22 protein-coding genes are annotated in these 23,836 nt (G+C 62.9%); 11 read left to right on the top strand and 11 right to left on the bottom strand.

Going from position 1 to position 23,836, the window contains the following annotated elements:
- Positions 1 to 102: 102 nt before the first annotated feature.
- Positions 103 to 2,064: a DNA primase gene (dnaG, locus tag NKJ13_RS02880; RefSeq protein ID WP_352738973.1), complete on the bottom strand. Its 1,962-nt coding sequence runs from the start codon at positions 2,062 to 2,064 to the stop codon at positions 103 to 105.
- Between the two features lie 156 nt (positions 2,065 to 2,220).
- Entirely contained in the window at positions 2,221 to 2,610 is a 390-nt protein-coding gene (locus NKJ13_RS02875) for an RcnB family protein (RefSeq protein WP_352738972.1), read from the bottom strand.
- A gap of 378 nt (positions 2,611 to 2,988) precedes the next feature.
- Here NKJ13_RS02875 and NKJ13_RS02870 point away from each other — a divergent pair, with 378 nt between their 5' ends.
- The 3 genes from NKJ13_RS02870 to NKJ13_RS02860 all read left to right on the top strand — a co-directional run bounded on the left by NKJ13_RS02870 (position 2,989) and on the right by NKJ13_RS02860 (position 6,308).
- A complete protein-coding gene (locus NKJ13_RS02870; protein WP_352506762.1) occupies positions 2,989 to 4,653 on the top strand; it encodes a Na/Pi cotransporter family protein in 1,665 nt (554 codons plus the stop codon).
- 135 nt (positions 4,654 to 4,788) lie between these two features.
- Positions 4,789 to 4,998 carry a DUF2061 domain-containing protein gene (locus tag NKJ13_RS02865; protein ID WP_023678301.1) on the top strand — a complete coding sequence of 70 codons (210 nt, stop codon included), beginning with the start codon at positions 4,789 to 4,791 and terminating at the stop codon, positions 4,996 to 4,998.
- A 128-nt stretch (positions 4,999 to 5,126) separates the two neighbouring features.
- Positions 5,127 to 6,308, top strand: coding sequence for an MFS transporter (locus tag NKJ13_RS02860; RefSeq protein ID WP_352739034.1), 1,182 nt, complete (start codon positions 5,127 to 5,129; stop codon positions 6,306 to 6,308).
- Positions 6,309 to 6,310: 2 nt separating this feature from the next.
- On the opposite strand, the gene NKJ13_RS02855 is transcribed toward NKJ13_RS02860, so the two are convergent.
- Both NKJ13_RS02855 and NKJ13_RS02850 read right to left on the bottom strand, forming a co-directional pair.
- Positions 6,311 to 6,868: a GNAT family N-acetyltransferase gene (locus NKJ13_RS02855; RefSeq protein ID WP_352738971.1), complete on the bottom strand. Its 558-nt coding sequence runs from the start codon at positions 6,866 to 6,868 to the stop codon at positions 6,311 to 6,313.
- A 28-nt stretch (positions 6,869 to 6,896) separates the two neighbouring features.
- Positions 6,897 to 7,346 (bottom strand): GatB/YqeY domain-containing protein, encoded by a 450-nt coding sequence (locus NKJ13_RS02850; protein ID WP_254820347.1) that lies wholly within the window; start codon positions 7,344 to 7,346, stop codon positions 6,897 to 6,899.
- A gap of 326 nt (positions 7,347 to 7,672) precedes the next feature.
- Between NKJ13_RS02850 and carA the strand changes: the two genes are divergently transcribed.
- A complete protein-coding gene (gene carA / locus NKJ13_RS02845; protein ID WP_352777116.1) occupies positions 7,673 to 8,881 on the top strand; it encodes a glutamine-hydrolyzing carbamoyl-phosphate synthase small subunit in 1,209 nt (402 codons plus the stop codon).
- Between the two features lie 56 nt (positions 8,882 to 8,937).
- Here the strand turns inward: carA and NKJ13_RS02840 are convergent, their stop codons facing one another.
- From NKJ13_RS02840 to mntR, 3 genes are all read right to left on the bottom strand, one after another.
- The gene (locus NKJ13_RS02840; RefSeq protein ID WP_352740207.1) at positions 8,938 to 10,206 is read right to left on the bottom strand and encodes a TCR/Tet family MFS transporter; all 1,269 of its coding nucleotides are present in this window, start codon (positions 10,204 to 10,206) and stop codon (positions 8,938 to 8,940) included.
- 153 nt (positions 10,207 to 10,359) lie between these two features.
- Entirely contained in the window at positions 10,360 to 11,280 is a 921-nt protein-coding gene (gene ypfJ / locus NKJ13_RS02835) for a KPN_02809 family neutral zinc metallopeptidase (RefSeq protein WP_352478094.1), read from the bottom strand.
- A 211-nt stretch (positions 11,281 to 11,491) separates the two neighbouring features.
- Positions 11,492 to 11,947: a manganese-binding transcriptional regulator MntR gene (mntR, locus tag NKJ13_RS02830; protein ID WP_254820344.1), complete on the bottom strand. Its 456-nt coding sequence runs from the start codon at positions 11,945 to 11,947 to the stop codon at positions 11,492 to 11,494.
- Between the two features lie 235 nt (positions 11,948 to 12,182).
- Here mntR and NKJ13_RS02825 point away from each other — a divergent pair, with 235 nt between their 5' ends.
- Both NKJ13_RS02825 and NKJ13_RS02820 read left to right on the top strand, forming a co-directional pair.
- Positions 12,183 to 13,550, top strand: coding sequence for an Nramp family divalent metal transporter (locus tag NKJ13_RS02825; protein ID WP_352477808.1), 1,368 nt, complete (start codon positions 12,183 to 12,185; stop codon positions 13,548 to 13,550).
- A 150-nt stretch (positions 13,551 to 13,700) separates the two neighbouring features.
- Positions 13,701 to 14,354 carry a dihydrofolate reductase family protein gene (locus tag NKJ13_RS02820; RefSeq protein WP_352740205.1) on the top strand — a complete coding sequence of 218 codons (654 nt, stop codon included), beginning with the start codon at positions 13,701 to 13,703 and terminating at the stop codon, positions 14,352 to 14,354.
- Positions 14,355 to 14,407: 53 nt separating this feature from the next.
- Here the strand turns inward: NKJ13_RS02820 and NKJ13_RS02815 are convergent, their stop codons facing one another.
- Entirely contained in the window at positions 14,408 to 15,277 is an 870-nt protein-coding gene (locus tag NKJ13_RS02815) for a LysR family transcriptional regulator (RefSeq protein ID WP_352478095.1), read from the bottom strand.
- A gap of 92 nt (positions 15,278 to 15,369) precedes the next feature.
- Between NKJ13_RS02815 and NKJ13_RS02810 the strand changes: the two genes are divergently transcribed.
- On the top strand, positions 15,370 to 15,969 hold the full coding sequence (locus NKJ13_RS02810) for a LysE family translocator (protein ID WP_352740209.1): 600 nt from the start codon (positions 15,370 to 15,372) through the stop codon (positions 15,967 to 15,969).
- A gap of 18 nt (positions 15,970 to 15,987) precedes the next feature.
- On the opposite strand, the gene NKJ13_RS02805 is transcribed toward NKJ13_RS02810, so the two are convergent.
- Positions 15,988 to 16,779 (bottom strand): SDR family NAD(P)-dependent oxidoreductase, encoded by a 792-nt coding sequence (locus NKJ13_RS02805; protein ID WP_352646456.1) that lies wholly within the window; start codon positions 16,777 to 16,779, stop codon positions 15,988 to 15,990.
- 194 nt (positions 16,780 to 16,973) lie between these two features.
- On the opposite strand from NKJ13_RS02805, the gene NKJ13_RS02800 reads away from it, so the two are divergent.
- The gene (locus NKJ13_RS02800; protein WP_352740204.1) at positions 16,974 to 17,432 is read left to right on the top strand and encodes a MarR family winged helix-turn-helix transcriptional regulator; all 459 of its coding nucleotides are present in this window, start codon (positions 16,974 to 16,976) and stop codon (positions 17,430 to 17,432) included.
- A 37-nt stretch (positions 17,433 to 17,469) separates the two neighbouring features.
- Here NKJ13_RS02800 and NKJ13_RS02795 read toward each other — a convergent pair whose 3' ends face one another.
- Complete coding sequence (locus tag NKJ13_RS02795; protein WP_352740202.1) at positions 17,470 to 18,648, bottom strand: MFS transporter; 1,179 nt, start codon at positions 18,646 to 18,648, stop codon at positions 17,470 to 17,472.
- 193 nt (positions 18,649 to 18,841) lie between these two features.
- Here NKJ13_RS02795 and NKJ13_RS02790 point away from each other — a divergent pair, with 193 nt between their 5' ends.
- Together NKJ13_RS02790 and NKJ13_RS02785 are read left to right on the top strand one after the other, a co-directional pair.
- A complete protein-coding gene (locus tag NKJ13_RS02790; protein WP_352506754.1) occupies positions 18,842 to 19,198 on the top strand; it encodes an ArsR/SmtB family transcription factor in 357 nt (118 codons plus the stop codon).
- A 94-nt stretch (positions 19,199 to 19,292) separates the two neighbouring features.
- On the top strand, positions 19,293 to 20,039 hold the full coding sequence (locus tag NKJ13_RS02785) for a metallophosphoesterase family protein (RefSeq protein ID WP_352740200.1): 747 nt from the start codon (positions 19,293 to 19,295) through the stop codon (positions 20,037 to 20,039).
- Positions 20,040 to 20,166: 127 nt separating this feature from the next.
- Here NKJ13_RS02785 and NKJ13_RS02780 read toward each other — a convergent pair whose 3' ends face one another.
- A complete protein-coding gene (locus NKJ13_RS02780) occupies positions 20,167 to 22,611 on the bottom strand; it encodes a DNA/RNA non-specific endonuclease (protein ID WP_352740198.1) in 2,445 nt (814 codons plus the stop codon).
- 281 nt (positions 22,612 to 22,892) lie between these two features.
- Between NKJ13_RS02780 and NKJ13_RS02775 the strand changes: the two genes are divergently transcribed.
- Positions 22,893 to 23,765: an SH3 domain-containing protein gene (locus NKJ13_RS02775; protein WP_352740196.1), complete on the top strand. Its 873-nt coding sequence runs from the start codon at positions 22,893 to 22,895 to the stop codon at positions 23,763 to 23,765.
- Positions 23,766 to 23,836: the final 71 nt, after the last annotated feature.

Raw genomic sequence — 23,836 nt, 5'->3', positions numbered from 1 at the left:
CCGACTTAGAGCACCGCACGCTTGATTCAACGCGCAAGCACGTCCTTACATTATTCAACGCGCAAGCACGTCCTTACATTTCAGTCTTCTGGAGGCTTCGATCTAAACGCGCCCAGCTCTGCCCGACGATACGCCAAACCCTTCGATCAGCGCTTCCGTTGCCTGCACATCACGAAATTGCGCCTGGATTTCGACCAGGTGCCGGTAATTTTCGTCCGTGGGATCGCTGGCGAGCGCTGCTTCCGCCTGCTTCAGCTCCTTATGTAAGGTGCGCGCGCTGCGCTGCAAGTGGAGAGCTTGGCTGAACGCATCGCGAGCATCGTCGAGTGCTGCCGTTTCCAGCGCCGGCCATTGCCGCGCACGTTTGATCAGCGCCACCGCGCGCTGCCAGATCTCACCGCAGCCGGCCCGCTCGATCGTCGCGATTACAGCCTCGCGGTTGTTGGCCATATCGTGCGCCATGGCGTCGAGGATGGCCGCATGCAGCCGCTTCAGATCGGAATTGGCGAGATCGAGGAACTCGACATGGGCGAAATTCTCGTCGATCAGCACGGGATGGTTGACGAGGGCCGCAATGATCGTCGCCTCGCGCACCGACATGCCCTCGCCGCCGCGTTTGACCAGCGCCGAGCGGCCGAGGCTTTCGGTGATCGCGGTGCGCCCACCGGCATTGCCGCCACGTGCAAACTGTCCGCCGGGTGCTGAGACCCTGCCCGGGAAGCGCTCACCGGGCCGTCCGTCCTGACGTCCCTGGCGTCCGCGCTGGGCACCGAAGAAGCTCTGCACGCGCTCGCGCATTTCCTGTTGGTAGTGATAGCGAAGGCTCTCGTCGCGGATGCGGCTGGTCAGTTCGCGTAGCGTCTTTTCGAGCTCCGCCCGCCGTTCCGGCGTGTCGAAGATGCCGCCGGCGGTCTCGCGCATCCACAAGAGGTCGGCCAGCGGCCGTGCCTCGGAAAGCACGGCGCGGAACGCATCCGGCCCGTCACCCTTGACCAGATCGTCGGGATCCTTGCCCTCCGGCAGCAGGGCGAAGCGCACGGAGCGGCCTGCCTGGACCGCCGGCAGCGCCATGTCGGCGGCGCGCCACGCTGCCTTCAACCCGGCCTGGTCGCCGTCGAAGCACAGCACCGGCTCGCCAGCCATGCGCCATAGAAGTTCGAGCTGGTTTTCAGTCAACGCGGTGCCGAGCGGCGCCACCACGTTTTCGAAGCCGGCCTGCGCCAGCGCGATCACATCCATGTAGCCTTCGACGGCAATGACGGTGCCGCCCTTGGCCAGCGCCCCCTTTCCCAGTGCTTGCCGCGCACGGGCGAAATTGTAGAGCACGTTGCCCTTGTGGAAGAGCTCCGTATCGGGCGAGTTCATATATTTGGCCAGCGCATCCGGCGCCAGTGCCCGCCCTCCGAAGGCGATGATCTTGCCCCTGGAATCCGGGATCGGGAACATGATGCGGTCGCGGAACCAATCGTAGGAAACCGGGACGTCGTCGCCATGGCGCACCAGCCCGCACGCCTCGATGTCGGCCTTGGGGACACCCCTGGCGGCAAGATGCTCCTTCAGCGCATTGCGGCTGTCGGGGGCATAGCCGAGGCGGAAAGACTGCTGCGTCGCCGGTGTCAGCCCTCGGTCGCGCAGATAGGCGCGGGCCTTTGCCCCTTCCGGTCCCTGCAGCCGTTCCTGGAAGAACGCCGTCGCCATCTCCATGACGTCAGTCAGGCTGGCGCGTTCCTTTTCGCGCCGCTCCTCCTGGGCATCGCGAACCGGCATCGGCACGCCGGCCATGTCGGCGATCTTCCCGACCGCTTCAGGAAAGCTCATCCCGTCAAGTTCGGTCAGGAACTTGAAATGGTCGCCCGAAACCGAGCAGCCGAAGCAATGGTAGCGGCCCTTCTTGTCCTCGCAGTGGAAGGACGGGCTCTTCTCGCCATGGAAGGGACAGCACGCCCAATAGTCGCCGCGCGGGGCGTTAGTCTTCTTCCTGTCCCACGCGACGCGCTGGCCGATCACCGAAGAAATCGGCACGCGGTCGCGGATCTCGTCGAGGAAAGCAGGCGGAAAGCGCATGGGGGACAGCTCGTTTGGCCTCCATATAATCACACGGTCGAAGCCCGACGACTCCTAATGGCGATCATACCCGGTTTTCACAGGCCAAAAAGAGAAGGCGGCCCGCGGGCCGCCTTCTCGATCTAAACCGACGCAGCGCGGTCAGCCGTTCCGGGCTCACTGCGCGGCGATGGCGCCGAAGATCAGGCCGGAGAGAACGCTGACCAGCAGATAGTCGTTGCCGACCCGGATCCATTCCTGCCCGGGACCCGGACGGCGCAGGCCATAGTGCCGATAGTCGCGGATCGGCTGGTGACGCTTCCAGCTGGAATATCTCTGGCCGTTGCGCCAATGGCTGCGCTTCACGACGATCTTCTTCTTCACTACGACGCGCTTGTTTACGTCGATATGCTTGTTCACGTCGACATGCCTGCCGGGCCTTTGCCAGTCGACCTGGCTGTAGTTCGACTGCGGCGCGTTTGGTGTGGTCAGTGGTGCAGCCTGGCCCTGCAAGGCGGTTGCAGCCAGCATCGAGAAGGCAATCGCGGAAAGAACGATGCGTTTCATAGCGGGTACTCCTTGGTTGTCGATGCCTACGGATTAGAGCCGGAAGGATGAACCGACACTGAACACAGATATTACGTTTTCGTAATGATTTCCTACAGTTAGAACGCCTAATTCAGCGCTACCTTTAAAGCGGCCGTCCGAGCATGGACGCGTGACCCTCCGCAACTCCGCGGGCAATGCAACCATTTTGTCAGCCATCCATTTCCGACACGCCCCGTCGCGTGCCAACATGCGTCCGAACCGGGCAAAATTTATTATTCGGCTAAAATAAATCGGAGTAATATCAACCTCTGCAATGTCCACGATTCGCGCCCACTTTTGCACCCTTGACGTCACGGCGCCCGCGTCGCTGATACCGGTCGGGTTGCGGAGTCGGGCATGAGTGGCTCCGTCGTTTTGCTGCACCTTGCCGGTGCGGTGGCACTGATGCTGTTTGCCACCCGTCTGGTGAAGACCGGCGTCGAGCGCGCCTACGGCGATGTGCTGCGCCACAAACTGCGCGCCACCATGCGCAATCCCTTCATGGCGGTTCTGGCCGGCTGCGGCCTGGCTGTCGCACTGCAAAGCTCGACCGCCGTCACCTTGCTGGTCGGCTCATTCGCCGGCTCCGGTATTGTCAGCGGCATGTCGGGCCAGCTTGCGGTGCGCGGTGCCGAGATCGGCTCGGCGCTGGTGGTCAAGCTGCTTACCTTCGATCTGTCGCTGCTGGTGCCGGTCTGCCTGGTCGCCGGCACGGTCATGTTCATGGCCACAGAGCGGCGCGACTGGCGCCAGTTCGGCCGCATCCTGGTCGGCATCGGCCTGCTGCTTCTGTCGCTGGAGATGATCGGCCAGGCGTCGGAGCCGCTGCGCCAGAGCACGCTGATGCCGCTCATCGTCGATTACTTCTCCGGCGATCCGGTCACCGCCTATCTTCTGGCGGCGTTGGTCACCTGGCTGTTCCATTCCTCGATCGCCGCGGTGCTGCTGATGGTGACGCTCGCCGGTCGCGGTTTCATCCCGCCCGAACTCGGCATCGTGCTGGTGCTCGGCGTCAATCTCGGCTCTTCGATCATCGCGCCGCTTCTAACCCGCAACGCAGAGCCCGGCGTTCGCATCGTGCCGATCGGGAATCTCCTGATGCGCGGTATGGGTTCGCTGATCATGCTGATCCTGTTCCTGACGTTCAAGCCGCGGGTCGCCTTCTTGGGCAGCACCGTGCCCGAGCAGATCGTCAATGCCCACATCGCCTTCAACATCTTGATCCTGATCGCCGGCGTGCCGCTGGCGCGCCTGGTCTATCGCGCCTCGGAAAAGATCGTGGCGCTGGGCACCAAGCCGCAGCCCGCCGACGCGCTCGACGTCGTTGAGCTTTCCGCGCTCAACGAAAGTGCGCTCGACGTGCCGAGCCAGGCATTAGCCAACGCCACCCGCGAGGTGGTGCGGGTCTGCGAAACGGTCGAGATCATGCTGAAACGGATCATCGAGCTCTATGAGAGCGCCGATGCCGACAAGATTGGCGCGCTGGCCGCACTCGACGACCGTGTCGACAGAAAGCACGCGGCGATCAAGCTCTATCTGGCCAGGGTCACCAAGAACCCGCTGAGCGAGGACGAGGCCCTGCGTTGCCAGGAGCTGATCGGCGCCTGCGTCAAGCTGGAGCAGGTCGGCGACATCATCGTGCGCAACATGCTGGTCCACGTGAAGAAGAAATTCGAGCGCGGGCTGGAGTTCACGCCGGAAGGATGGCGTGAGCTTTGCGCCTTCCATGCCTTGGTGCTTGCCAATGCCAGGCTTGCCTTCAACGTGCTGGTGTCTCGCGATCCGGAGACCGCTCGCCAGTTGGTGCTGGAAAAGGACCGGCTGCGCGACCGCGAGAAGGAAACCAGCCAGAGCCATTTCGTGCGGCTGCGCGACGGCACCGCCAAGAGTGTCGAGACCAGTTCCATCCATCTCGACACCATTCGGGACCTCAAGCAGATCAACTCGCTGCTCGCCTCGATGGCCTATCCCGTGCTTGAGGAGCGCGGTCTGCTCACCGGTTCACGGCTGAAGGCTGGATAGATTGCGTCCACAGGCCAGGTAGCTTCAGAACATCGCCTATGAAAATTGCTGTGGGCCAATGCGCAAAAATTATCTTTGCGCGTTTTCCCGTCTGTCGGCTAAAGGATCGTCCCATATCTACCGGGAGGAAAGTCGATGGACACCCATTCTCGCAGTTTCGCCAAGGCGCTTTCCTGGCGCGTCACCGGCACCATCGACACAATGATCATCTCGCTCGTCGTGACCGGAAGCATCAAGCTCGCCGCGGCCATCGGCCTGACCGAGGTCGTCACCAAGTCGCTGCTCTATTATCTTCACGAACGGGCGTGGCTGAAAATTCCTTACGGGAGGAAGGCAGCCGCCTAGCTCTTGCCTCCGCGGCGGGCGCCAGACCGGCGATCAAGAAAAGCTAAAGCGGCGTCGCCAATTTCTGGATTGCCCGCCGCCCTCATCCGTGGTTTGAGGCCAGCTTGTCCGAGGATCTCCTTCGCGCCATGCTGCCCCTCATTGCCCTGTTCATAGCTGCCTTCGCCTTCGGCACCACCGAATTCGTCATCGCCGGCGTGCTGCCGCAGGTGGCGGATGGCCTTGGCGTCGCGATTCCGACCGCCGGCTATCTCGTTTCCGGCTATGCCGGCGGCATTGCAGTCGGCGGCCCGCTGCTGGCGCTCGCCACCAAAAGGTTCTCCCGCAAGGCCCTGCTGCTTGGACTGACTGCAGCCTTCACCATCGGCCAGGCCGCCTGCGCGCTGGCGCCCGACTTCGCCTCGATGCTGCTGTTGCGGATAGCGGTGGCCGTGGCGCATGGCGCCTATTTCGGCGTTGCCATGGTGGTGGCCGTCGGCCTCGTGCGCGAAGACCAGCGCGGCATGGCGGTGGCGCTGATCCTGTCCGGCCTCACCGTATCGAACGTCATCGGCGTTCCGGCCGGCACGGCAATCGGCAACGTCTGGGGATGGCGTGCAACATTCTGGGTGATGTGCGCGCTCGGTGTGGTGGCCTTCGCGGCAATCGGCGCTCTGCTGCCGCGCAAGACGGGATCGTCGAGCCCGTCAGTGAGCCTTGGAAGCGAGGTCCGCGTGCTCGCACGTCAGCAGGTCTGGACCTCGCTCATTATCATGCTGATGCTGATGATCGGCCAGTTCGGCCTGTTCACCTATATCACGCCGACGCTGCTTGAGGTCACAGGCCTCGACGAGAAATGGATACCTTGGGTGCTCTTGCTCAACGGGGTCGGCGCAACGATCGGCGTCTTCGTCGGCGGGCGGCTCGCCGACTGGAAGCTAATGTCGTCGCTCATCGCCATGCTTTTCCTGCAGGCGGTGATGCTCGCCTTGATCTATGCCGTCAGTTCTTACCCACTGCCGATGGTGATAGCGATCTTCGTCTGGGGCGGCCTCAACTTCGCCATCGGCACGCCGATCCAGACCCGCATACTGACCTGGACCGCGGACGCCTCCAATCTTGCCTCGTCGCTCATTCCGTCGGGCTTCAATGTCGGCATCGCGCTCGCCGCATCGCTCGGCGCGGCCATGCTCAATGCCGGCTATGGCTATCGCAGCCTGCCGGTGGTTGGCGCGGTCGCCATGCTGGTCGCGGTCGCGGTTGCGCTTGCCTCGCATGTCTGGGAATGGCGAAGCCGGGCTGCGCCGCCGCTGCCGGCTGCCGCCGAATAGGGCTACAGATCGATCCGGTAGCGCAGGCTTTCCGCGCCGCCATAGGCGGCGTCCTCGAAGAAACGCCCGACGAGCCGGCCGCCATTGGCCAGAGCGACCTTCTGCGAGGGCACATTGTGAGGCTTGCAGGTGATTTCGACGAAGGGCAGGCCAACAGCCCTCGCCTCCACCAGCATCAGCCGCAGCGCCTCGGTCGCATAGCCGCGTCCCCGTTTCCACGGCACCACCGCATAGCCGATGTGGCCGAGCACATGCGACGGCAGCGCCGCGGTGCCGTGCTGCCAGCGCAAGCCGATTGAGCCTGCGACTTCCCCGTCCCAGATCCAGCGCCGGAATCCGGGCAGCCGCGGCACCGTCGAACCGTCGGGCAAGGTGATCGGCGGTCCCTTGCCATCGGAATCGTCGAGATCGCCAAGGAAAGTCGCTGGATCCTTTTCGATTGCCGCAAGCTGCTCGCGCGTCGCGTCGAGTAGCCGCACATTGTCCGGCGACCAGCCACGCTCGAGGGCCGCCTTGTAGGACGGCAGGTGTTCAAGCGCCGGTTTGACGAGTTCGATCACGGGCGCGACGGCAAGGGCCTTCGGCAGCTTACTGAAGCAGGCTCTTGACGATGCCGCTCGCCTTGGAGAAATCCATCTGACCGGCGTATTTCTCCTTGAGCGCCGCCATCACCTTGCCCATGTCCTTGACGCCGCTGGCGCCGGTCTCGGCAATCGCGGAACGGACGGCGCTTTCCGTCTCAACCTGGCCCAGTTGCGTCGGCAGGAAGTCGCGGATGATGGCCATCTCGTCGCGCTCCTGCGCCGCAAGCTCCGGCCGCTTGCCGTCATCGAACGCCTTGGCCGATTCCTCGCGCTGCTTCACCATCTTGGCCAGTATCTGCAGGATTTCGTCGTCGCTCGCCGGCTCCTTGCCGGCGCCGCGATTGGCGATGTCGCGGTCGTGAATGGCCGCCTGGATCAGCCGCAATGTCGGCAGCCGGCGCTTGTCCTGCGCCTTCATCGCGCTCTTCAGGGATTCGGCGATTTTGCCTCGCATAGTGCTTTCTCCTTCGAATGCGGCGGACAATAGCCGTGCCGAAAGCCCAACGCAAATGCGACACTACGGGCAAATCCCTGATATTGTTCGACGAAATAAATCCGGGCTCGCACTTCCTGGCATCATTGACCGCCTTGGCGCCTTCCCCTATGTACTGGGCCTTGCATGAACTGAATTCTAGTGCACGTCGCCCAAAAGTGCGTAGCTGTTTTGGGCAACGACATGCACACGTGAAAACTTAGCGCGCCGAGGCTGTGAGATCGCCGCTTCGCGCTTTTTGTTGCGCCGACTGAGGGCGCACCTTTAGGAGTGCCGCCGTGGCAACGATGACCGCCGCATCGCCCCCCCCTTGGGCCACCGACAAGCCGACTGCTCTGCTGGTGCTGGCCGACGGCACCGTCATCGAGGGTCGCGGTCTGGGCGCCGCCGGCTCCGCCGTCGCCGAGGTCTGCTTCAACACTGCGCTGACCGGCTATCAGGAGATCCTCACCGACCCATCCTATGCCGGCCAGATCGTCACTTTCACCTTTCCGCATATCGGCAATATCGGCACAAACGACGAAGATATCGAGGACCTCAACCCGCTGGCCCGCGCCGGTGCCGTCGGCGCCGTGTTCAAGGCCGACGTCACCAACCCGTCGAATTATCGCGCCGGAACCGGTCTCGACCAGTGGCTGAAGAAGCGCGGCATCGTCGCACTTTCAGGCATCGACACGCGGGCGCTGACCGCGCTGATCCGCGAAAAGGGCATGCCAAACGCCGTCATCGCGCACGCGCCCGACGGTATCTTCGACGTCGATGATCTCAAGCGCCGCGCCGCCGCATGGTCGGGGCTTATCGGGCTTGATCTGGCCAAGGAGGTCACCTCCGGTCAATCCTCGGTCTGGCGCGAGACGCCCTGGGTCTGGAACGAGGGCTTTGGCGAACAGGCTGATCCGTCGATGCACGTCGTTGCCGTCGACTACGGGGTCAAGCGCAACATATTGCGCCTGCTGGCCGGCCTCGGCGCCAAGGTCACCGTGGTGCCGGCAAAAACCGGCGCCGAGGAGATCCTGGCGATGCGGCCCGACGGCATTTTTCTATCCAACGGCCCTGGCGATCCGGAAGCAACCGGCGACTACGCCGTGCCGGTCATTCAGGATCTTTTGAAGTCCGATATCCCACTGTTCGGCATCTGCCTCGGCCACCAGATGCTGGCGCTGGCGCTGGGCGGCAAGACTGCGAAAATGCATCAGGGCCACCACGGCGCAAATCATCCGGTCAAGGACCACACCACCGGCAAGGTCGAGATCGTCTCGATGAACCATGGCTTTGCCGTCGACGCCGACTCGTTGCCGAGCGGCGTCGAGGAAACCCATGTCTCGCTGTTCGACGGTTCGAATTGCGGCATTGCGCTCACCGGCAGACCGGTCTTCTCGGTCCAGCATCATCCCGAAGCCTCGCCCGGGCCGCAGGATTCGCACTATCTGTTTCGCCGCTTCGTCAACCTGATCCGCGAAAAGCGCGGCGAGCCGGCACTGGCCGAGCGTGTTTAGCGCATTGCGTAAAAACGGATTCGACTGACGGGCGCCGGCCGGGTTCCCGGCGCCAATCAAGCCCCGTCCGTCACCGCTTCCTGCGCGTGCATGCGTCTGACTTCCTTCGGCGTCGGCTTGGCCACCCTGGTGACGAAGACGACGAGCGCCAGCGTGAGGAAAATCGCGCCGAGCAGATACGGGGCACCGCCGAAAACCACGGGCGCGTTCGGCCCCGTGAACCAGGAAAAGATCGCCGTATAAAGCAGCGGTGTGATGATCGAGGTGATCGAGAAGATCGAGGTCATTGCGCCCTGGAGTTCGCCCTGGGCGGAAGGTGGCACCTTGGCGGCCGCAAGGCTTCTGAGCGGCGGGTCGGCCAACGCCTCGAGACATCCGACGACGATCACTGCATAGATCATCCAGCCTTGTGACGCGAAGGCGTAGCCGAAGGCGCTGAGTGCGGTAAATGCCAGACCGATTACCGCCGTCTTCCACTCGCCAAGTTTAGGGATCACGCGCGGCAGGACAGTCGCCATGACGATCGCCCCGCACAGGCCGAAAGCGCCGAGCGAGAAGCCGATCTGTTGTTCGCTCCAGCCATAGCGATAACTGGAGACGAACGACCAGACCGCAGGATACATCATGTGCCCCAGCGTCATCAGAAAGAAGACAAGTCCGATCCAGCCGATACCTTCGTAGTTGCGCATCTGGACGAGCGTGCCGACCGGGTTGGCGCGTTTCCACTCGAAGCGGCGACGGTGCTTGTTATCAAGTGTTTCCGGCAACAGAAACAGCGCGATCAGAAAGTTTGCGAACGCAAGCCCTGCAGCGAAATAGAACGGCACACGCGGCCCGAACGTGCCGAGCAACCCGCCCAGAACCGGCCCGATGACGAAGCCGACGCCGAAAGCAATGCCGAGCAGCCCAAAATTCTTCGCACGATTTTCGTCGGTCGAGATATCGGCGATGAATGCCGATGTCGTGGAATAACTGGCGCCGGAAATGCCGGCCAGCACGCGGCCGATGAACAGCATCGGATAGGACCAGGCGATAGCGCAGATCAGATTGTCGATAGCGAACGTCAGCACCGAGGCGAGCAGGATAGGCCGCCGCCCGAACCGGTCGCTCAACCCGCCCATCACTGGTGCGAAAACGAACTGCATCGCCGCATAGACGAAGAACAGCCAGCCGCCCTCGATAGCCGCCTCGCTGATGCCGACGCCGGTCAATTCCCTGAGATAGGCCGGCAGCACCGGCATAATAATGCCGAAGCCGATGACGTCGAGCAGCAGGGTGGTGAAAACAAGCGCAAGGCCCCGCCTGGCGGTTTTTGGGTCTATCATGATGGTATCTCCTCGGGCCGCCCGAGCGAACGGGGACACACCTTATAGGCGAGCACATCGCCGGGAACAATGAGGGAACGGGCAGAGTGTTTTCATCCTGACATCCCCTGACTGCGATGCAGTCTCTCAGATAACTACGAGAAAACTGTCGGCTCAGATCGGGTTGTTGAACGTGTCGCAGTCCGAAAGCTTGCCGTTCTGGAAACCTCGCGCCAGCCAGGTCTGCCGCTGCTGCGACGTGCCGTGGTTGAAGCTTTCCGGCACGACGTAGCCCTGCATCTTCTTCTGCAGCGTGTCGTCGCCGATCTGTTTGGCGGCGTTCAGTGCCTCCGCCATGTCGCCCTGTTCCAAGATGCCCTTCTGACCGGTGAAATGTGCCCAGATGCCGGCAAAGCAGTCGGCCTGCAACTCGACCTGCACCGACATGTGGTTGGCGTCGGCTTCGCTCATATTCTGCCGCATCTGGTTGAATTTGGGCAGGATGCCGACGAGGTTCTGCACGTGGTGGCCGACCTCATGCGCGATCACATAGGCCTGTGCGAAATCGCCGGAGGCACCGAACTGCTGATCGAGCTGCTGGAAGAAGGTGGTGTCGAGATAGACCTTGCGATCATTGGGACAGTAGAATGGTCCGGCCGCCGATGAGGCAGAACCGCAAGCAGAGCCGATCCGGCCGCTGAACAGGACCAGCTTTGGATCCTGATAGGTCAGGCCCTCGGACTGGAAAATACCGGTCCAGGTATCCTCGGTCTCGGCCAGCACGGTCGACACGAACTGCTTCATTTCGTCGGACGCGGGCGCACCGGTGCCGCCGCCCTGGCCGCCGCTATTGTCGGTGATCTGGCCGCCGCCACCGGGCTGCAAGCCGCTGTCATCGAGGATCTGGCTCGGGTCGAAGCCGAAATACCACCCTGCCAGGAAAATCAACCCTACGATAATGATGCCCGACATGCCGCCGCCGCCGGCGCGACCGCCGATCGGGATGCGAAACTGCCCCGGCCCACCGCCAAACCCGCCGCTCTGGCCGCGCTCGTCCTCGACATTGTCACTCTGACGACGGCCCTTCCAGAGCATGGCAACCCCCATGACGCAATTTCTTCCGGCCGATCGGGCCGCGTCCCGGTTCGATGGGACACGACCACAATTATCTCAACGGTTACGCCAAGTCACAGTATTTTTCGTGCGAACAAGCAATGCTTGCTGACGCTTGTTTGCTCTGGCCGAAACATCGCAAGGTCTGTGGCGTTCGCCCTGCTCGTGGGAAGCGAGTCGCGCCACGTGCTTTTCAGCGGGCGGCGATTATTGCCTTGCGAAAGGCTTCGAGCGTCTCGGCGCTGACATGATGCTCGATGCCTTCGGCGTCGATGCGCGCCGTCTCGGCACTGACGCCGAGCGAGCGCAGGAAGGCCTCGACCGTCTGGTGGCGAATGCGGCTCTCTTCCGCAACCTTGCGGCCGGCCTCGGTCAGGAACACGCCGCGATAAGGCTTCCGGGAGACCAGCCCGTCGGCGCACAGCCGCGTCAGCATTTTCGCCACCGTCGGCTGAGCGACGCCGAGCCGTGCCGCGATATCGACCTGGCGCGCCTCGTTGCCATCCTCGATCAGGTCGGCGATGAGCTCGACATAATCCTCGACCAGCGCGCTGCGGCGCGCTTCACGCGTCTGCCTGAAGCCTTCCGAGTGGATTTCTGCATCAGGCAGCGGCTTTTCGCGAGGAACCGGTCTTTTCTTCAGCGCCAATACGCGCTCCTCCCGGCAGTTTGAATCGACATTGCAGTCATAACACGGAACCCTATTTGTTCTGGCCGTTTATTTCCATTCGGTGGCCGGCGCAACCGGCGGTCACTGCGGTCCGGCCGCACGGCCAAGCGGCTACACGAAAAAGCTCCGACAATGAAATATAGCATATTGCATAATGTTCAGCCGTGGCATAGATAAGGAGAGAACATCGATCGTTCCAGTGGAAAGCCATTTCATGTCGGAAGCCGAAGCCACCTCAGCCCCCCGGTCCATGTGGCGATTTGCCCGCCCGGAGGACGACGAGCAGCTCAGCCTGCGCGAAGTCAACGCAACGATCGCGGTGCCGCACTCGGGGATCTGGCTTCGCCGGCTGTTCGCCTTCATGGGGCCGGGCTACATGGTTTCGGTCGGCTATATGGATCCGGGCAATTGGGCGACCGACCTCGCCGGCGGAGCCCAGTTCGGCTACACGCTGCTTTTCATCATCATGTTGTCGAACCTGATGGCGATCCTGCTGCAGGCGCTCGCCGCCCGGCTCGGCATCGCCACCGGCCGCGACCTTGCGCAGGCGTGCCGCGCCTATTATCCGCGACCGGTCAATTTCATGCTCTGGGTCGCTTGCGAATTGGCCATCATCGCCTGCGACCTGGCCGAGGTCATTGGCACGGCAATCGCCTTGCAACTGCTGTTCGGCATTCCGCTGATCGGCGGCGCCATTATCACCGCGCTCGATGCCTTCCTGCTGCTGCTGCTGATGAACAAGGGCTTCCGTTTCCTCGAGGCCTTCATCATAGCACTTTTGATTGTCATCTTCGGCTGCTTCGCCATTCAGATCTTTGCCGCCGCGCCGCCGGTCGGCTCCATCCTGCACGCCATGTTCGTGCCGTCGTCCGAGATCGTCACCAATCCAGCGATGCTTTACATCGCCATCGGCATCATCGGCGCCACGGTGATGCCGCACAATCTCTATCTGCACTCCTCGATCGTGCAGACCCGCGCCTACGAGCGCACCGATCGCGGCAAGCGCGACGCCATCAAATGGGCGACGACCGACTCGACCATCGCGCTGATACTTGCGTTGTTCGTCAATGCTTCCATCCTGATCGTGTCGGCGGTGGCGTTCCACGGCACCGGTCATCATGACGTTGCCGAGATCGGCCAGGCCTTCGAGCTTCTGTCGCCGCTCCTCGGCCTCGGCATCGCTTCGATCCTGTTTGCCGTGGCCCTGCTTGCCTCCGGCCTGAACTCGACGGTCACCGCGACACTGGCCGGCCAGATCGTGATGGAAGGCTTCTTGCGGCTGCGCATCCCGCAATGGGCGCGCCGCCTGCTGACGCGCGGCATCGCCATCATCCCGGTGGTGGTCGTCACCGCCCTCTATGGCGAGAAGGGCACCGGCCAGTTGCTGGTCTTCAGCCAGGTGATCCTGTCGATGCAGCTTCCCTTCGCGGTCGTCCCGCTGGTGCAGTTCGTCTCGGACAAGCGCAAAATGGGCAACTTCGCCATTTCCCGCGCCGTCGCCGTGCTGGCCTGGGTGGTTGCCGCCCTCATCCTGGTGCTCAACTTCAAGCTGCTCTACGATACGGTCGTTGGTTTAGGCTGAGCGTCTGCTCCAAACCGACGCAACAAGGCCGGCAGTCATCCGCCCTTCCAGCCCTGGAATTTTGCCGGCCGCTGTCGGACAAATGTCCGTTCGCCCGTCCTTGGCTCGAAGTCCGGCCATCACGGCACGGATCAGGGAAAGGGAGCTCCAATGAGGAAGATCATCGCCGCAACATTCGTCAGCCTCGACGGCGTCATGCAAGCGCCCGGCGGTCCGCAAGAGGACCCGGTCGGCGGCTTCAAATTCGGCGGCTGGACGTTCCACTACTGGGACGATGTGATGGGCGCCGCCATGGGCGAGACGTTTTCAAAACCGTTCGCGCTGCTTCTCGGCCGCAAGACTTACGACATCTTCGCCGCCCACTGGCCTTACCAGAAGAATGACCCGATCGCCGACAGCTTCAACGCCGTCACCAAATATGTGGCGACGCACAGGCCAGATACGCTGTCCTGGCAAAACAGCCAGCCGCTCGGCAGCGACGTCGTGGCGAGATTGCGCCGGATGAAGCAGGAGGACGGCCCGGATCTGCTCATCCAGGGGTCGAGCGAGCTGATCCAGACCTTGCTCGCCAATGACCTGATCGACGAGATCAGCCTGCAGATTTTCCCGCTGGTGCTGGGCAAGGGCAAAAAACTGTTCGGCAGCGGCACAATACCTGCCGCCTTCAAGCTGACCCGTTCGCAGGCATCGACCACCGGCGTCCTCATGGCGAGCTATGAGCGCTCCGGCGAGATCAAGACCGGGTCCTTTGTTCCGGAACAGCCTTCCGAAGCCGAGATCGAGCGGCGCAAAAACTGGAAGTAGATGCCGTAGGGCGATCCAGGACGGCTGAACACTGGCCGTCCTTTTTGCTGTTTTTAAGCCGCCTCTCGTCGCCGTGCCAATCCATCGCGGAGGTGGCCTGCGAATGCCAGTACGGCAGGCGCAACGCTGTGCTTCGGCAAATGCAGATTGATTGCAAAATTCGGCAATGACGGCAAATCCGGATCGTTGGCCAAAATATCAAGGTCCGCAGGTACGGTCGACGCCAACCAGGTGGTGACGGCCAAGTCCGAACGCACTGTTGCCGTCGTCGCGTCGATGCTGCCGTTTTCGAATACGGTGCGCCATGCCAGCCCGTGCTCGTTAAGCGCCTCCAGTACAACCGGACGGAACGCGCAGGTCTCGGCGACCATCGAAACCGGCAAGGGGCGTTTGCTGCGGGCGCCGCCGCCTTTGGCGCCGACCCAGACCAGCCGGTCGACAACAAGGCATTCGCCGGCCGACCGACCGACCGGTTCCTCGATCACCGCGAGCTCTATCGTGCCGGCCGCCAAGGCCGCAGCCAGCTCCGGCGACGAGGCGCAGACAAGCGAGATCTCGACCTGCGGATACGCCTCGGCATAGGCCTTGAGCACCGGCGCAAGCAAGGTGCCGACAAGGTCGTACGGCACGCCAAGCCGCACCTGACCGGCAACTGCATCGCCCGCCATCTCCGCCAGGATCTCGTCATTGAGCGAAAGCAGGCGCTTGCCCTTGCCGAACAGCCGCTCGCCGGAGCGGGTCAGCCGCAATCCGCTCCGATCGCGCTCGAACAGCCTGCAGCCGAGAACCTCTTCCAAACGCTTGACCTGCTGGCTGACGGCACCTTGCGTCAAATGCAGCGCGTTGGCCGCCGCCGTCATGCTGGCCCTGTCGGCAACGGTGACAAAGGTTCGGATCAGGGCAGTGTCGAGGTTGCGGAGCATCAAGCCATTATATTTGCTAATGCATGTCATAGCAAACATTGCATTTACTGATGAGCCAAACAGGCTACCGTGCAGGCTTCAAAGGAAGCAGCATGTTTGAAACCGTCCTTCCCCTCGTCCTGTTCGCGCTGGTCTCTACCTTAACGCCCGGCATCGCCACGACCTTGTCGACGGCGTCCGGCGCGCAGTTCGGCTTCCGCCGCTCTATCCCGCTGATGGCCGGAAGTGCGGCCGGCCTGGCCACAGTGGCTGCGGCAGGTGCTGCCGGGCTCGCTGGTCTGCTGGCCGCCGCTCCTTCGCTGCAACTAGCAATGAAAATGGCTGGTACCCTCTATCTGGTATGGCTTGCGCTCAAGATCGGCCGCAGCGGTCCGCCCAGTCTGGACGTGGCCATGGCAAAGCCGAACAGCTTTTTGGGCGGCGCCGGCCTGCAATGGATGAACCCAAAGGGCTGGGCCATGGGGCTGGGAGCGGCGGCATCTTTTGCCGCGCTCGCCAAAGGGCCGCTGCAGCTCGCCTTGCTGCTCGGCGCCGTCTTCGGCCTTGCAGCGGCTCTATCCTTGGCGGCATGGTGCGTGGCGGGCACGCTGCTCGCCCGGTTGCTGCGAACCGAGCGGCAGTGGCGCATGCTCAACGCCGTGCTTGGCCTGCTGCTGGCCGCCTCGATCATTCCGATGTGGCGGACAGCGTAAGGTTAGTCTTTAGCTATGTCAGGCAGTGTAACGCGCCGCCGGCTTGCCGGCCAGAAGACTGCCGAAGAAGCCTTGCCGAACGCCAAGAAAGGCATCCACCCCGGCAACATCGGCAAGACCCGGTGCCGTGAACGCTTCACCCTTTGCCAGGCCAACCAGCGCTGCATCGACCAGATCGTCGGCCGTCATCACGATCTCTTGCGGCACATTGGCAATATCGCTTCCCGCAACTTCCCAGAATTCTGTCCGCGTGGCCCCCGGCAAGACCACCTGCACGGCGACCTTCGTGCCCGCGACTTCCCGCTGCAAGGCCTCGGTGAAGTTGACGACGTAGGCTTTGGTGCCGCTGTAGATGCCGCCGAACGAGGTATCGAAGGCAAGGACCGAGGCGATGTTGACGATGGCGCCGCGGTTGCGCGACAGCAGCCCCGGCAGCACCGCGCGCGTCAGCCGAGTCAGCGCCACGACATTGACCTTGATCATGCGCTCGGCGACATCGGCTTCAGCCGTTGCCACCACCTGCGCGCCGCCAAGGCCGGCATTGTTGACCAGCAGCGTCACGCTGTCGTCGGTTGATATCGCCTGCTCGACCCGTCGCAGATCGCCGTCGTCGGACAAGTCGGCGCCGATGACGCTGACCTTTATGCCATACGCGAAGCGGAGCCTCTCCGCCAATTCCTCCAACCGATCGGCGCGCCGCGCCACCAGCACCAGATCATAACCTTGGCCGGCGAGCCGGTCGGCATAGATCGCACCGATGCCGGACGAGGCGCCGGTGACGACCGCAGTACCTTTGTCCTGATTGCTCATTGTCTTGTTCCTTCTGGTTCGATTCCAAATGCCGGTGCCGCAGGGCAACACCCTGCTTCGACTGGCACACGAATTATTGGCATATGCCACCATTGGAACGTAGGCATATGCCACCATCTTGTCAATCGGGGGAGCAAGGACTATTTCTGGTTTGCATCGAGGGGCCCTTCCGGTCCCTCATCGGAAATCCGCCAATGTCCCAAACCACCCTGCCCGGCCTGGCGCTTTGCAACAACGCCATGCTGCGCCGCGCGACGCGGAAACTGGGCCAGTTCTATGACGATGTGCTGGCCCCATCGGGTCTGAAGGCCACGCAGCAGGGCCTGCTCTACCAGATCCACATCGGCGACGAACCGACGATGGGTGCCATTGCCGCGGCCCTCGTCATGGACCTGTCGGCCCTCGGTCATACGCTGAAGCCGCTGATCAGGGACGGTTATATCGAGACCTTCGCCGACCCTGCCGACCGCCGCATCAGGCGCGTCAGGCTGACATCGCAGGGCCGGATCAAGCTCGAAGAAGCTCTGAAGCTGTGGCAAGTCGCTCAGCAGCGCTTCGAGGAGATGTTTGGAAAAAAACAGGCCGCAAGCCTGCGAGCGGCGCTGGACGAAATCGCCGCACTTGATTTCGACGTACCGCCGGCCGCGAGTTGAATTATCGGCGGCCGGCAGACAAGCTCCGCTAACAGCCCTATTCGGCCGGCATCGCCACCGGTCGCGCCGCCAGGTGGCCCGCCAGCACTACGCCCAGACCGATGATCGGGAATGCCGCCGCGACCACGCCGAGGTCGGCCGGTGCGCCATAGCGCAGCACCGCGGCGCCGACCACGGCACCCAGTGCGACGCCGAGATAGAGCGCCGAAGCGTTCAGCGACAGCACGATTGGCGCGGCATCGGGCGCCAGCTTGATGATGCGGCTGGCCTGCGCCGGCGGGAACGCCCAGCCGACGATGCCCCACGGCACCATCATGGCCATGAGCGCCGGCCCGGCGATCTCGCGCGGCAGGAACATCGGGATCAACGAAAACGTGACCAGCATGGCGGCACTCAGCGCCAGCGACCAACAGACGGTGCGCGTCGCGCCGAAACGGTCGGCGGCCTGACCGCCGCCGATATTGCCGATGACCGCGCCAACGCCGAAAGCGAGCAGCATTCCGGGAAGCGCGATCGGGTTCAGTCCGCCGCCTTCGATCGCGAGCGGCGCGACAAAGGCAAAGACGGTGAAGGCGCCGATCAGGGCCAGGATGGTCGTCACCAGGATAGGCATGACGCCGGGGCGAAGTGCCGCTGCCAGCCGCATCCGGAGCGGCAGCCTTGTGCCGACGATGCCACGCGGCAGCCGGTACCACAGGATCGCGCCGGCGAGCGCGCCAAGGCCGGCAATGGCAAAGAAGGTGCCGCGCCAGCCGGCAACCGTCGCAACGAGCGCGCCGAGCGGTGCTCCGACCGCGACCGCAACCGTAGTGCCGCCGACGACCACGGCGATGGCGCGGGCGCGGTGATGATCGTCGACAAGCGCAACGGCCGTTCCCTGTGCGGTCGCCGCAAACAGGCCTGACGACAGCGCCATGACGATGCGCGCGATCAACAGCAATTCGAAGGAGGAGCTCAGCGCCGCGGCGACGTTGCCCAACACGAAGAACACCAGCGTCCACAGGATGACGCGGCGACGGTCCCATTCGCCGGTCAGCGTTGCCAGGATCGGCGTGCCGATCGCATAGGCGAGCGCAAACGCGGTGATCAGCGTGCCGGCTAGCGGAACGGAGATGGCGGCATCCTTTGCAATATCGGGCAAAAGGCTGGAGATGACGAAACCTTCGGTCGAAATCGTGAACGATCCGAGCGCAAGCCAGGTGAGGCGCTTATCCATGGCAATTTCCTTAGTTCAAAGGTTATTGAACAATTGGACATAACAGGGCATGATGTCAATAAAGCCGCTGCAAAATAGCCGAACCATCCTGACAGCCCGGTGTGAGGACGGGGCGGCGGGACGAAACTATGTGTCCATTAACCACGAGAGGAGATGCGTTGAAATCGGCTCCGAATGTGCTTAATTCCTGGGCATGACCTTGCCCCATCCCACCGCCGACCAGATCAGCCTGCCGAACGTGCTTGCTGTGCTCGGCGACCCGACGCGGTTGGCCATCGTGCGCTATCTCGCCAGCAAAGAGGGCGTGCCGCTGAATTGCAGCCGGTTCCTCGACTTCGCCTCGAAGACCAATCTGAGTTACCATTTGGCCAAGCTGCGTGAGGCCGGCGTCACCCGCACCGAGGCGGTTGGCACCAGCCGATTGATCACGCTGCGCCGTGACGATCTCGACCGCCGCTTCCCGGGCTTGCTCGACAGCGTTATTGCCGCGGCCGGCGACGACGCGTCGTTACCGGCGGTCGGCGGCCACGAGATCGAAGTCCGCGCCTGACGGGCGCGAAGCTGGGTTCCGCTCTCGCCCGCTTCGCGAGACGAGCAAAGTAGCTTCACCTGCCGTCCAGCCATTCCAATTAACGGAGCCTGCCATGCGCATTGCCGTCCTCGCCGACATCCACGGCAACGTCCTGGCGCTCGACGCCGTGCTCGACGATCTGCGGCAGCGCGGCGGCGCCGACCTCATCGTCAATCTCGGCGATTGCGTTTCCGGCCCGCTGTGGCCGCGCGAGACCATGGAGCGGCTCGAGGCGCTCGACCTGCCGACGGTACGCGGCAATCACGACCGCCGCGTTGCCCGCGACACTGCCGACGAGACCATGTGGCCGTCCGACCGCTACGCGCAGGAACGGCTGACGGCAGGCCAACGCGAGGCGCTGCAAGTGCTGCCCGTCACGCTGGAGGTGGCGCCCGGCGTGATCGCCTTCCATGCCCGGCCCGACCACGACGAAAAATACCTGACTGACGCGATCGTCGAGGGCCGGCTGGTGCGCGCGCCGCTGGCCGCAATCGAGCGGCGGCTCGGCGCGGTCGATCCCGCCTGCCGCATCATGCTTTGCGGCCACAGCCACCGCAGCGAGCTGATCCGCATTCCCGGCGGTCCGGTCATTTTCAATCCGGGCAGCATCGGCTGCCCGGCCTATGACGATTCGACCCCACCGGCGCATGTCTCGGAGCAAGGCTCGCCACACGCCCGCTATGGCATCGTCGACTTGCACCCCGATCGTTTCGAATCCATCGCCGTCGACTATGACCATGAGGCGGCGGCGTATCAGGCCGAGCAGGCGGGACGGCCCGAATGGGCTCACGCGCTGCGCACCGGATTTATGTCCGGCTGAACGCGGAACGCGTTCATGCCGCCGGGCTGAGCTTGCTCATCCCAGGCTGAGCTTGCTCATGCCAGGCTGAGCTTGCTCATGCCTAGCTGAACGGATGACCGCCTTCGACCGGCAGAAGCCGCAATCTTCAGTCGTCGGACGCGGATCGCTTCGATCGCCTGGCAGGACGTCGGGCGCTGGCCGCCGAAGTCTTGGACGTCGAAGTCTTGGTCGCCGAAGCCTTGGGCGTCGAAGTCTTGGGCGATGAAGCCTTTGGCCGTGACGTACTGGGCGTTAGATGCCTTGGGTTGAAAGTCTGTGCTGGAGCCGATTCGGAACCGGCCCGAATGTCGGCGTCGCGCACCTGCTGGCCAAAGTTCAGGCCGGTCAGCTGTTCGATCTCGGCCACCGTCGAAAGAAACTCCGATACCCTGGCAATTTCAAGCGGGTCGTCGAATGCCTCGGCACGCTCGCCGAACGCTTCGGGCATCACTTCCAAAACCGGCTTCTGGTCGGCCAGCAGCGCGATGGCGCGCAGGCCACCTTGATCGGACCACAGCGCGATCTTCCAGAACTTCAGCGGAACATGGCTGTCGAAGCGGTAGGGAGGATCGTCCTCGCGGAACACTGGCCCGGCAAACACCGTGACCCGGCCTCGCGTCGTATAAGCGTTGCGCAGCACATAGGTTTCCACCGCGCGCCATCTCAGCTTCCCCTTGGAGCCGGGATGGTCAAGCGAGCTTCCCTGATTGAAGAAGCCGACTTGCGGCGCAGCATTGGTATAAAAGAACGTGTCGCGTTCTGCCGCGACCGCCTCCTGATCGACGCCCCATGCGGGGTCGCCGCGAAGTGTAATATGGCCCTTCTGGAACATTCGAGCGATTCGTTCCTTGGATTTTGCGACGGGAAATCCGGGCACATTCTGGCTCGAATAGAATTCCTGGGTCATCTGCTCGCCAAGGTCGATGCGGCGATCGGGCCGGAAAGCATCGCTGGCTTCCGAACCGGAAATCGACTCCACCCCCAAGTCGACAAGCGACGGGTTGTCGATGACCGTCTTGTCCTCACGATCGACCGCCTTGGTACGGGATCCATCGATATTGCAGGCGGTGACGAAGGCAAGCCTGCGATCGGCGTTCATCAAGATCGAAAAATGATGGTAGCGCAATTCGTGTGGGTCCTCGCCCGGTTTGGCAAGAAGGTTTTTGGCCAACCGGTAGGGTGAATTGGCAACCGTCGGCATTGGCAGGACAAAGCCCGGTATGAAGCCGGGTTCATACCCTCCACGATCGTCGAAATCCTCTGTTTTCCAACCCGCGGCCTCGGCGATGGCCATGACCTTGGCGGGTTCGCTTGCTGGACCTTTGCCGTCGTTTCGTCTTGCATCGCCTCCGTCGCGGTCGATCAACGGCGCCCGGACATTTATCTCGACGGGAAAAGTCCACGTGACCGAGCCATCGGCATTATGTCTCGTCGCCGGCGGGCCGCGATCCGGTTCAGGCCGCTGCTCCGGCTTGTCCGGCACGTCTCCGCGACTGTCGGCGTTCAGCCGAACTGTCTCATCCATCATGCGCGGCGTGCCGGACCAAATCGCCAGAGCTTCCGAAACCGCCGATGCCGATGAGCCCGGCAACCTGGACTTTCTAGCGCCCAGATCGTCAACGATGGCGCTGATCCGTATGCCTTCGTTGATCTCGCGCGCAAGCGCGTAGCCAGCTATGCCCGTCACCTCGTGGAACGGGCCGGCCCAATGGTGTAGGGCAATGGGCTCCCATTCGTTGTTGAAGACCGGTGAACCGGACGAACCCTGTTCGGTATCGGCAACATAGTGCAGCACTTGAACCGTTTCGTCGCGGGCCACCAGCCGGTTTTCACGCAGCACCAGTTCCTTGAAGCGGCCATCGGGATGCTGGACGATGTTGGCAATTTCGCCGAGCATATGCTTGTCGCGCGCGTCCGACAGCGAGATAAAACCGAACTCCCCCAGTTCCTTTGGGCCGGAACGCCGCTCGCCGACCCCGATCAGCGTGTAATCCAGACCTTCTATGCTATCGGTCACGAAACAGGATTCAGGATCGAACAGGAACGTCGTCGGCGTGCGCACGGCATTTGCACCGTCCTGCTCATAATCGAACTGGACCTGGAAGCGCCGGGAATCCGCCGGCGACGAAATCACATGGTTGTTTGTGAGGAACAGCCTTGGCCCGACCAGAAAACCCGATCCTTGCGGATTGCCGTTGAGAAAGGCAACGCGCCCGACCGCGTCGGCAGCACGGCGCCCACGCTCCAGAAATGCGACCCCGATGAAATCGAGCGTTGGGCCGAGAACTGCCTCCGGTCCTGGCTGTTTGGCGGCGGCCTTTCTTTCCCCGGCAGATCTCATGTCGATTGCTGCCGATATCATCTCCGCTTCGGTGCGGCTGAGCGACGCCTTTACCTGCAACCTGTCGAGGCGCCTGGAGAGGGTCTGTTCGGCGGCCAGCGGATTGCCGTTGGCGATGTGACCAAGTGAAGCCTCAATTTCGGCGCGCGTTTTCTTGATACGCTGGCGAACTATGTTTTCCACTTGCGCGAATATTTCAAGGTCGACCATATTGCCCTCCTCAACCTTACTTGAGAGAGTGCATATTTACATGAAATGTGCAATATTTTGCCGGCTGTTAGTTTACGGAAGCGGCCTGGTCGCGATTCAACACGCGGCGCCTTTTCGGGCTTACACAGCGCCGCCTCGTCGCCTATAAAAACCGGCTGGCGTGCGGCGGCGCTTTCGTGCCTGGCCGCGCCTTCGGCAATTGAACTTACCGCCCATGGCAGATGATTAGGCGCACAGTAACACTCCCGACGACGCTGCTTGCGGTGGTGGCCGCTCCGCTGATGCTGGCGGAGCTGCCGGCCAACGGCCAGGAGCCGGAGCCCATCATCTCGATTGTGACGGGTCTCGCTCCCGATGACCTTCTGAACGTGCGCGCCACGGCGTCGGCCATGGGCAAGATCGAGGCGCGGTTGCCGAGTGGATCGAGCGTGAAAAATCTCGGCTGTGGCGAGGTCAGCGGCTACAAGTGGTGCAAGGTCGAAGACATTGACGACCCGAAGCTGAGCGGATGGGCACCCGCACGCTACCTCGACCCCATCAATCCCCGGCAAGTGACACCCCAGGCGGCGGCCAATGCGGAGAGCCCTGCCTCTCAACCGCTGCCCGATCTGACAACGCGCCTCGGCGCAACTGCTCCCGAAACGTCGCTGAACTCCGCTGACGCAATCGGCAGGGTGGCTATCGAGGACGCTTACCGCCTGGCCCTGGCCGCTGGCAATCCCTCGACTGGACAGGTTGATGGATCGGCGCCCGCGGCAGTGGATCCCGTCCAGAATTTCGGCGCGACCAATGCGGCGCCTCCGCCCGACGCACAGACCGTTGCACGGCTACAGCCGCCGGGGACACCATTCCCAGGTGCCGGCAACGTCATTCCTTGCGCGCGCTATCTCGGCCAGCCGATGACCAACTGCAAGGCAGGCGTCGCGCGCACCGGCGACAAAACCGACGTGACCGTGACCTGGCCCGACGGCGGCACGCGCATCATCAGCTTCTACGCCGGCAAGCCGGCCGGTTCGAATGGGCCGGGCGAATTCCGCTTCACGCGCGAAGGCAGCCTCAACATGATCCGCGTCGGCGCGTCCGAACGCTTCGAGATTACGGATCAACTGGCGCTGGGGGATAGTGGTAAGGGGAATAAGGCAGTAGGGCAGTAGGGCAATATGTTTAAAGGGCGCTCAACCTCTGCCCTACTGCCCTACTGCCCTACTGCCCTACTGCCTCATTT

Source organism: Mesorhizobium sp. M0174, assembly GCF_040322275.1.
Classification (GTDB): Bacteria; Pseudomonadota; Alphaproteobacteria; order Rhizobiales; family Rhizobiaceae; genus Mesorhizobium.
This window is presented reverse-complemented; position numbering and strand designations above follow the sequence as displayed.